Origin of the sequence: Hathewaya proteolytica DSM 3090 (assembly GCF_900142225.1) — a bacterium.
Lineage (GTDB): Bacteria > Bacillota > Clostridia > Clostridiales > Clostridiaceae > Hathewaya > Hathewaya proteolytica.
In genome coordinates, this window is record NZ_FRAD01000039.1 from 1 (window position 1) to 9,247 (window position 9,247).

At 33.7% G+C, this 9,247-nt stretch carries 8 protein-coding genes, 1 tRNA gene and 2 rRNA genes; 8 read left to right on the forward strand and 3 right to left on the reverse strand.

Annotation, left to right across the window (positions count from 1 at the left end):
• The 6 genes from rrf to BUA73_RS13530 all read left to right on the forward strand — a co-directional run.
• Positions 1–101: ribosomal RNA gene (gene rrf, locus BUA73_RS13505) — 5S ribosomal RNA — on the forward strand; the annotation flags it as partial.
• A 5-nt stretch (positions 102–106) separates the two neighbouring features.
• Positions 107–182: transfer RNA gene (locus tag BUA73_RS13510), tRNA-Lys, on the forward strand.
• Positions 183–383: 201 nt separating this feature from the next.
• On the forward strand, positions 384–1,715 hold the full coding sequence (gene mgtE, locus BUA73_RS13515) for a magnesium transporter (protein WP_072904624.1): 1,332 nt from the start codon (positions 384–386) through the stop codon (positions 1,713–1,715).
• Between the two features lie 62 nt (positions 1,716–1,777).
• Positions 1,778–2,209 (forward strand): hypothetical protein, encoded by a 432-nt coding sequence (locus BUA73_RS13520; RefSeq protein ID WP_072904625.1) that lies wholly within the window; start codon positions 1,778–1,780, stop codon positions 2,207–2,209.
• 177 nt (positions 2,210–2,386) lie between these two features.
• Complete coding sequence (locus BUA73_RS13525) at positions 2,387–2,842, forward strand: hypothetical protein (protein WP_072904626.1); 456 nt, start codon at positions 2,387–2,389, stop codon at positions 2,840–2,842.
• Between the two features lie 33 nt (positions 2,843–2,875).
• A complete protein-coding gene (locus tag BUA73_RS13530; RefSeq protein ID WP_072904627.1) occupies positions 2,876–3,295 on the forward strand; it encodes a hypothetical protein in 420 nt (139 codons plus the stop codon).
• Positions 3,296–3,385: 90 nt separating this feature from the next.
• Here the strand turns inward: BUA73_RS13530 and BUA73_RS13535 are convergent, their stop codons facing one another.
• Positions 3,386–4,126 (reverse strand): NAD-dependent protein deacylase, encoded by a 741-nt coding sequence (locus BUA73_RS13535; RefSeq protein ID WP_072904628.1) that lies wholly within the window; start codon positions 4,124–4,126, stop codon positions 3,386–3,388.
• A gap of 121 nt (positions 4,127–4,247) precedes the next feature.
• Positions 4,248–5,486 (reverse strand): cation:proton antiporter, encoded by a 1,239-nt coding sequence (locus tag BUA73_RS13540; protein ID WP_072904629.1) that lies wholly within the window; start codon positions 5,484–5,486, stop codon positions 4,248–4,250.
• 293 nt (positions 5,487–5,779) lie between these two features.
• Here BUA73_RS13540 and BUA73_RS13545 point away from each other — a divergent pair, with 293 nt between their 5' ends.
• Positions 5,780–6,616, forward strand: coding sequence for a metallophosphoesterase (locus BUA73_RS13545; RefSeq protein ID WP_072904631.1), 837 nt, complete (start codon positions 5,780–5,782; stop codon positions 6,614–6,616).
• A gap of 92 nt (positions 6,617–6,708) precedes the next feature.
• On the opposite strand, the gene BUA73_RS13550 is transcribed toward BUA73_RS13545, so the two are convergent.
• On the reverse strand, positions 6,709–8,616 hold the full coding sequence (locus BUA73_RS13550; RefSeq protein ID WP_072904630.1) for a type I glutamate--ammonia ligase: 1,908 nt from the start codon (positions 8,614–8,616) through the stop codon (positions 6,709–6,711).
• A 561-nt stretch (positions 8,617–9,177) separates the two neighbouring features.
• Between BUA73_RS13550 and BUA73_RS13555 the strand changes: the two genes are divergently transcribed.
• Positions 9,178–9,247 (forward strand): 16S ribosomal RNA (locus BUA73_RS13555); the annotation flags it as partial.

Consider the following 9,247-nt stretch of genomic DNA (forward strand, 5'->3'; position numbering starts at 1 on the left):
TAAAGGTAACACCCCTTCCCATTCCGAACAGGACGGTTAAGCTTTATAGCGCTGATGGTACTTCAGGGGAGGCCCTGCGGGAGAGTAAGACGTTGCCAGGTTATATGATTTACTAGCTCAGTCGGTAGAGCACATGACTTTTAATCATGGTGTCCGGGGTTCGATTCCCCGGTAGATCACCAAAAGCATTCACATTATATTGTGGATGCTTTTTTTGTATAAGATAATGTAATTATTACAAAAAATTGTATTGTATACTTTTCACACTATGTGTGGTATAATAATATGTAAAACTAATTTAAAAGGTGGTGAGGAAATGGACGCTGGAGCCAGTTATCCTTCGGGAGAAAATTACAACTTAATATTTGAATGGAGGAGATACTATGAACAAATACGAAATAATAGAGCTTCTAGGTGGAAGAGAGTTCAAAGGCGCAAAGGAAGTTTTAGAACAGATGAATGTAGTGGACATTGCCTCGTTATTGGGAGAATTAGATGATAAGGAAAGTGTTCAGGTATTTAGACTAATCAAGAAAGAAACTGCTGCACAGGTGTTTACCTACATGGATAACTTTAGACAGTCAGAACTAGTAAAAATGTTGACTCAGGATGAGGTAACAAGTATAATTGCGGATATGTTTATAGACGATGCCGTGGACTTTTTAGAAGACTTACCTGCAAATGTTGTAAATAGAATTCTTGATAATATAGACAAAACCAAGAGAGAGTCTATTAATAAACTACTAAATTATCCAGAGGACAGTGCAGGTAGCATTATGACTACTGAGTATGTGGATATAAGGCAAAACATGACGGTAAAGGAATCTATGGTTCACATAAAGCAGGTTGGCATAGATAAAGAAACCATTTATACATGCTATGTACTGGAAAAAAGAAGACTTATTGGTATTGTCGAAGCTAAGGATTTGTTAGTGTCGGATGATGATGTTCTCATAAAGGATATTATGAAAACTAACTTTAAATATGTAAATACTCATTCTGACCAAGAGGAAGTTGGTAAACTATTTGCAAAGTACTCATTGTTAGCTATGCCTGTACTAGACCTTGATGGTTTTATGGTGGGAATTGTAACTGTAGATGATGCCGTTGATGTTATCGTTGAAGAAGCTACGGAAGATATGACTGTTATGGCAGCTATGACGCCAAGCGAAGATAATTACTTTAATACGTCTGTTTTTCAACATGCAAAGCATAGAATATTGTGGTTGCTGATTTTAATGTTATCAGCTACATTTACGGGAATGATTATAACCAAGTATGAAGGAGCATTTCAAGTTGTACCTCTACTAGTATCCTTTATACCAATGCTTATGGATACAGGTGGTAACTGCGGATCTCAAAGCTCCACACTTGTTATAAGAGGAATTGCTTTAGAAGAAATTGAATTTAAAGATATATTTAAGGTTGTATATAAAGAATTTAGAATTTCTATTCTAGTAGGTATGGCACTTGCTGTGGCTAATGGAATAAGAATTTTAATTATGTACAAAGACATAAAATTGGCATGTGTGGTAGGAATTTCACTAACTGCTACAGTTATAATATCAAAATTTATTGGAGGGGTGCTTCCCTTGGTGGCAAAGAAACTTAAGCTTGACCCGGCTATCATGGCAGCTCCGCTAATAACAACCCTTGTAGATACATGTTCTATAGTCATATACTTCTTTGTTGCTACGAGAGTATTTAATTTATAAAAAGTTTAGCTTTAGGTGGATATTTAATTTCATCTTATAAACCACGAAAATGAGGTGATAATATGTTGGGGAATATTTCATTCATTATAACTTTAATCTGTTTTGTCATAGGGATTGCTTTTATTGTGAACAATCTTAAAAAACGAAAAATTGACAATGGGAAAATGTGGCTCTTGGTTATGTGTTGCATTGTATCCGCAATTATGATGACAGCAGCGACGTCCCTAAATCAATGCGCATCTGCCATTGAAATTCTCACCTATGAATTGGACCAAGATTTTTATAAAGATGAAAAATCAAGGCAGGAAAAAAATGCTGAGCTTCAAGAGGCCAAAAAAGGCATAAAGGTGGCTATAGCAGGAATCGCAATAACATTGTCCTCATTGTGTATAATAGAAGTAGCGCAGAATAGAGCCGTTATAAAAAAAGAAGCAGAGCTAAGGGCAGAAAACGCTTTGCATGCAAAGTGGGACTTTAAAGAATTAAACAAATGAACAAAATTCTTATCTTAAGATAAAATATTGAAAAGCGTTTTAGACTTGTATGTTTACATGGTTTAAAACGCTTTTTAAATTACATGTAATATTTTTGTAATTCTTTTTGTTTTCTAGATGGTATTATAATTATAAATATAAAAAAATTAAATACAATTAAGAATAAGGGGTGATTTTGTGGGAAATCTGTGGGTTATAATTTCAATGCTAGGTGGTATTTTGGGTGTTAGTCTATTGATTATGACTTTAAAAAGTGGTGCAACAGATATAGGAAAAAATAAAAGTGTTGTAATTATTATTGGTATGGTGGTATTAATAATGCTGTTCAGCGTTCAGATATTTACCTATGGACAAAATATAACGGATATCGCCAACGAGCAAAAATCTTGGGTAAAAGTTTTAAGTGATTCAGCTATGAAGGAGTATGAGAATAAGAAATTGCAAAGTACTTTTATATGTGTCGAGGGTTTAACTGCAATAGTAGTTCTATTTTTAAGTGGCCAGCAGATCTTATATGTTATTAAATTAAAACGTCAGGAACAGAGCATATTAAAATCAAAGTCAAAGTGGAAACTAAAGGAATTGGGATCAAATTTGACCTATATTGACGAGCTTCTGAAAAAAGTACAGTAATATAAATACGCTCATGATGATGAGGAGGAAAATATGAAAGCTTTAATTATAATAATTGTCACAGCAATTTTAGTTGTTGTCTTTGGATCAATTATATATTTGTTTAAAAATAAAATGTTCGCCAAAATAAAAACCTATAGCACAGCCATTTTGATATGTGGTTTTTTGATAAGCTGTACCCTTCCACTGTATTCATTATACGGCTTTAAAGAAATAGATAAAATTGAAGAAAGGATCCCTAAATACACTGAAATGCAGTATAGGTCCAAATTTGAGGATGAAGGAAAAATTAAAGTTAAACAATTTACCATTTTACGCGTGAACTTTATTAACATTATTATACTAGTTTGCACGGTTCAATATATTTATACCTTAAAATTTAGCATTAGAATCAAGGAGCTTGAGAAGGACAAGAGGTCAAAGGAAGCTGAGCTTTTGCCACAAAAGTCTTGAATATAATTTTAAGTAAATGTTAAAAGGCATTTCCACACAGACGGTTTAGTTTCTTTAATTGAAATTACACCGTCTTTTTGTATTTATTATCTATAATAAATTTTCTACAGCTGCTTTCAATATATTTCCTATGGAGTCGTGTATTGCAAGAGTGGCTCTTCTATTCGCAGAGGTAATGCTTTTGTTTATGAGGACTAGATTTTTACCTCTAAAGTAGTCCACAAGACTTGCTGCTGGATATACCACAAGGGATGTTCCACCAATAATCAATGTATCTGCTTCAGAGATAGCTTTAATCGCACTGGTTAGGATATTCATGTTTAGCCCTTCCTCATACAAAACAACATCTGGTTTTACTTTTCCACCACATTTTGTGCATAAAGGTACTCCATGAGATGATAAAATAAACTTCATATCATAGAAAGCACCACATTTCATGCAATAATTTCTTTTAACAGAGCCATGAAGTTCGTAGACTTTTTGTGAACCTGCGTCTTGATGGAGACCATCTATGTTTTGTGTAATGACTGCTTTGAGTTTGCCCATCTTCTCTAATATAGCTAGAGCTTTGTGTGCATCGTTAGGTTTGGCTTCTGGGTATACAAGCTTAGTCTTATAAAACTGAAAGAATTCTTCTTCATAATCCATAAAAAAAGTATGAGATACAAGTTGTTCTGGGGTAAAATTAAGGTTTAGTTTTTCATTATACAGTCCGTTAGAGCTTCTAAAATCAGGTATGCCAGATTCGGTAGAAACCCCGGCACCACCAAAAAATACTATGTTATTACTTTCTCTCAATATTTCAGTTAGCTTTTCTATCTCTTTTTTCAATTTATCATCTCCTATTACATTATAATTCTATTATGGCACATAAGTTCAAAAAAATAAAATTATAAACAGAATTCTTAGTTTCACGTGGAGTTTTAACCCCACGTGAAGGTCAGAATTCTGTTTATACATTAGCTACTTTTTCTTTTTCCATGGCCTTTGCTTTTTCTTCGTTTTCCCTTACATCCTTAAAAGCACGGCTATAACTAAGTTTCAATAATATTGGTGTTATAAGCGTAGTAACTATAACTACGATAATAACAGCTCCAAAATAATTCGGATCCATAAGCCCTAAAGGAACTCCTTTATTTGCCACAATAAGTGCTACCTCACCTCTGGAAATCATTCCTACGCCGATTCGTAAAGATTCTGGTCCTGTATAGTGGCACAACTTTGCACCTATTCCGCAACCAACTATTTTAGTCAAAATGGCCACAAGTAGAAGTAAAACAGTGAACCAAACAATTGTAGAATTCATGCCGGAAACTGAAGTTTTTATTCCTATGCTAGCAAAGAATATTGGTGAGAATAGTAAGGCCGAAAGGATGTCTACTTTCTCTCTAATGTATTCATATTGAACGGTATTAGAAATAATAACGCCAGCTATATATGCACCAGTGATATCTGCTACCCCAAAGAAGTTTTCAGCAATGAATGCCATGATTAAGCAGAACGCAAAAGCGTATATGGAAACTCTTTGCTTTCTTCCATGTCTCTTGCAATAAGCATTAAATAGTTTTCTAAACAAATACCCACCTGCAAAGCAAAGTGCAAAAAATATTGTAAGGGTGAGCAATAAATTCAGAATATTTACGGAACCTTCTGCCATGCTTGTGATAATGGTGAGAAGGATTATTCCAAGGATGTCATCTATGATAGCGGCACCCATAATGGATGTACCTGATTTCGTTTTTAACTTACCTAGCTCCATCAGCGTTTCTACGGTAATACTAACTGAGGTGGCTGTTAAAATTACACCAATGAACATGTTTTTTAGAAATGTTTTGGAGTAAATATCAAAAGCCCCAGTGGGGTTGAATAGGGAGGCTACAAGAAAACCGCCAATCAATGGAACGATAACTCCAATAAGGGCGATAACTAAAGATGCCTTTCCACACTTCTTTAGTTCCTTAATGTCGGTATTGAGTCCGGCTGTAAACATAAGTAGAATTACCCCAAGTTCAGACATTTTAACAATAAAATCTGATTCATGAACGATGTTGAGTATAGAAGGTCCCAAAATCAATCCAGCGATAAGAGCTCCAACAACCTGAGGCATTTTTATTTTCCTGCTGCCTATGCCTAGAATTTTGGTGCTCAGAAGAATAATGGCTAAATCCAATAAAAAATGTGTAGATAACATTTTAAACACTTCCTTATGATGTTTGTTTATCCTATGGATAATTTTATATATACAAAAAATGCATTTTGTATTGTGCAAGATTGAATTATAGCACTGAGAAATATAAAATTCAATAAGAAAATAATCGCAAACGGAATAAATTCACAAATAAATAATAAACTCACAAAGAAATAATATTTTCAGACATACATATGTTATAATATATGTATATTATGGAAATCAAATATTGCAGATGGGAGACGATGAGGCGCTGTGTATTATTAATTTGCCCAAAATTAAGCGCCATATACTATATGAAAAAGAATAAAAATAAATTTTTAAGGTGTGTAGTTTTATTTACTACATTAGTTATCACATGGGCGGTAAACACGTTTACCATAAAAAAAACCTATATTAGTATTTTTGATAAGAAAATTAATGATAAAATAACAATTGTACAAATAACGGATCTCCATGGTTCCAATTTTGGTTTGGATAATGATATTCTTATTTCCAAGATAAGAAGAGAAAATCCTGACATAATAGCAGTTACGGGAGATATGTACACACATTACCAGGATGAAAATCTTACTAAAAAGGGACGAGAGACTGCTATTAGATTAATGGAGGAGTTATCAAAGGAATTCAAGGTTTACTTTGTAAACGGTGAGCACGATAACTGCAATACTTACAAGGAAACCTTAAAGCACAAGGGTGTCCATGTCTTGGATTATAAGAGTGAACCTATTATTATAGGAAAAACTAAAATAAATTTATATGGAGTGAACAATGTATATTACTCTTCAACTTATGATTTAAGCAACGAATTCAGCATAGATAAATCCTCATACAATATATTAATGGCACATATATGCAATGCTGATGCTTTTACCAAGTTCGGTATGGATCTATCATTATGTGGAGATACTCACGGCGGACAAGTTAGAGTTCCATTTGTGGGTGCTATATATGATGGAAATAGCCTTCTGCCTGAAATAAGCAAAAATAAGGATAAGAATTTCGTGAAAGGTTTGTATCAATATAGGGATAAAAAAATATTTATATCCAGCGGTTTGGGAAATTACCCCATAACAGTTAGGTTGTTTAATAGACCAGAGATAGCTGTGATAAAATTGCAAGGGGAAAATTGATTGAATATATAAATATCAAATAGGAAAAGAAAGTTCTAAGCTTTGGATGAATTGATTTCCGTGAACTTAGAACTATAATTTTTGCTTTTTAATTAGAATATTTCATCACACAGTTGGTTGTGAGCGTATGTGCTGTACAAAGATCTAAGTTCTGACATACAACTGTCTATTTCTATTTGCAATTTTGATACTAAGTTAAAATTACTTTCAGAAATTGCATTGCCCATTTGTGTAAACAAACTCTGTGCTGTACTAGTATTCTTTTTTAAATGCATCCTCAATTTTTGAATTTCCGCATACAAGCTGTCGTCATACATTGAGGATGAGCTTGTGATGTGCAGCTTTTTGCATTGAATTATTTCTTTGGAGTATTCATGAAGCACTCTTGCTTGGATTTCTTTAATCCACTTTTCTATGCAAGCGGTTTTATAACTTTTTATGATAGGATCCAAGAAAATATCACCTTTTTTAAGGAATTCTGTTGAGGTTTCATCATCTAAGGCTTTAAAGTTTTCGTAAACTGTTCTTGGTTCATAACCAAAAAACATTTCCCTTTCCTCGCTAGTGTAGTCTTCAAATATATTGAGCTCACTTCTATATTGTCGTTGGGTTTTAAGGTAGGTACCCTTATCCATTGGTTTTTTAGATAACTCTTTTAAAAGAGCCGAGGAATCTTTTTTGCTTATAACAGCATAATTTATACCATCTAACATGGCCATAAAACAACTTGCAATAGATAGGTACACATTTGTCAATGGATTTGGTGACCTAAGCTCGAATCTTGTTGCCATAGGGTTTTTCATATCTCGTATTAAAGCAATTAGTATTGTTCTGTTTCTTGATGGAGTTTTTACATCGTGGCCAAGTGAAGTAACAATACTTACAGGTGCTTCAAAACCTGGCTTTAATCTGTTTAATGCATCCGTTGTTGATGATACAAAGGGATTTATAGCTTCATAGTGGTTTAGAATACCCATTAATGCTCCGTAACCAATAAGGCTTAAGAAATCATCTTTTACAGAAGTAAAGAGATTTACTAGCCTTCCGTTTTTCATCTTTGCAACTACTCCAAGATGAAGATGTTTTCCGCTTCCAGCAACACCGTGAATTGGTTTTGCAAGAAAAGTAACATTGAGCCCATTTCTTCTAAATGTTTCTTCAATGAGATTTCTTATAAAGATCTCATTGTCACAGGCTTGGATGGCGTCAGAGAACCTCCAGTCTATTTCAAGTTGCTCCATTATGTGAGAGTATGCTCCGTTTTTTTCTACTTGAGCAGTAACTCCACCTACTTCTTTGTGCCCCATTTCTGGTTCAAAACCATAATCGCTCATAAGGCATAATGTTTGCTCTAGAGCAGTTCTTACAGCTCCATGAGTTTTTTTCCAATATTGCTCTTTTAAGTTTTGAGATGCTGTAAGTTCATCGATATCGGCTTTGTGATTAGGCGTGTTTACCCAAAATTCAAGTTCTGTAGCGGCAGTAAAATCTATGGAGTCAATATCCTGGGGGCTAAAACCGTATTCATCACAAAGGGAAGTATAATTTGTAAGTTCTCTATGTATGTAATCTCTAAAATATGTAATAGCATTTCTCAGTATTGCTCTAGAATCTACAGCTTTGCCATCGTGAAGAAGGTAGCACGGTACTTTCAAGGTTCCCACAGGTGCATTTAAGCTTTCATCTATGTTTTCATAGTTGTAATCCACAAACCAGTTGCAGTGAAGGTCAGCCTTCATATCAAGTTTTCCATTATTAAGAGTAGCTATGTTTGGAAGTACAACAGATGAACCGTCCGTCTGTATAGCAGAAGCATACAGATATTCCCGTATATTTTTTTTAAACAATTTTATAGGTATTCGCTCGTCAGTGTCATTTCCGGATAAGTCAATGCCTACAAATGAAACAAATTTAATTTCTTGGTGACTATCCAAGATGGAAATTAAATCTTTTTCGTTGTGTAATTCTTTTGGTATAAAATATATTAGATCTTTAAACATTCTTACCTCCTGCGTATTTTTTAATTGATGTATTATACCATAAAATTATTAAAAAAGTATATATTAAATTAATACCATAATGTTAATTGTTAAAATATGATATAAACTTTGCCTTGTGTATCTGTGGTATATAAATAAAGAAAAATTAAGAGATTAAAAGAAATAACCATATATTTTTGCTACATTAAGTATTATGCCTATAAATCATATAAATATTATGATATTATATATCTTGTCTTTTGGCGATGCCAGTAGTTAAAAAGTTTTGAATATGAAAATAAAAACTTATAAAAATCTGTTGACAAAGCAAAAAACATTTGATATTATATAGAAGTCGCTTGAGGCGACGAAGAAAATGGTCTTTGAAAATTAAACAGAATAAAAGAAATAAACAAACTCGTATTCTTTTGAATAACAAGTAAGTAAAATGCTTAGCAAGTAATGCTTCGAGCAAGAGATAATATCTCAATAAAAGAGCAGATACAAGTTAGGGTAGCAAGGAAACTCCTCAGCGCAGCTGAAGAGTAAGATGCTGCACGAAACAAGTTTCTAGCATCATCTTAAATTGAGAGTTTGATCCTGGCTCAGGACGAACGCTGGCGGCGTGCTTAACACATGCAAGTCGAGCGAT

Excerpts from the sequence above, each read along its gene's own strand:
- mgtE (WP_072904624.1), top strand. The coding sequence starts at position 384 with ATGAACAAATACGAAATAATAGAGCTTCTAGGTGGAAGAGAGTTCAAA.
- BUA73_RS13520 (WP_072904625.1), top strand. The coding sequence starts at position 1,778 with ATGTTGGGGAATATTTCATTCATTATAACTTTAATCTGTTTTGTCATA.
- BUA73_RS13530 (WP_072904627.1), top strand. The coding sequence starts at position 2,876 with ATGAAAGCTTTAATTATAATAATTGTCACAGCAATTTTAGTTGTTGTC.
- BUA73_RS13540 (WP_072904629.1), bottom strand. The coding sequence starts at position 5,486 with ATGTTATCTACACATTTTTTATTGGATTTAGCCATTATTCTTCTGAGC.
- BUA73_RS13545 (WP_072904631.1), top strand. The coding sequence starts at position 5,780 with ATGAAAAAGAATAAAAATAAATTTTTAAGGTGTGTAGTTTTATTTACT.
- BUA73_RS13550 (WP_072904630.1), bottom strand. The coding sequence starts at position 8,616 with ATGTTTAAAGATCTAATATATTTTATACCAAAAGAATTACACAACGAA.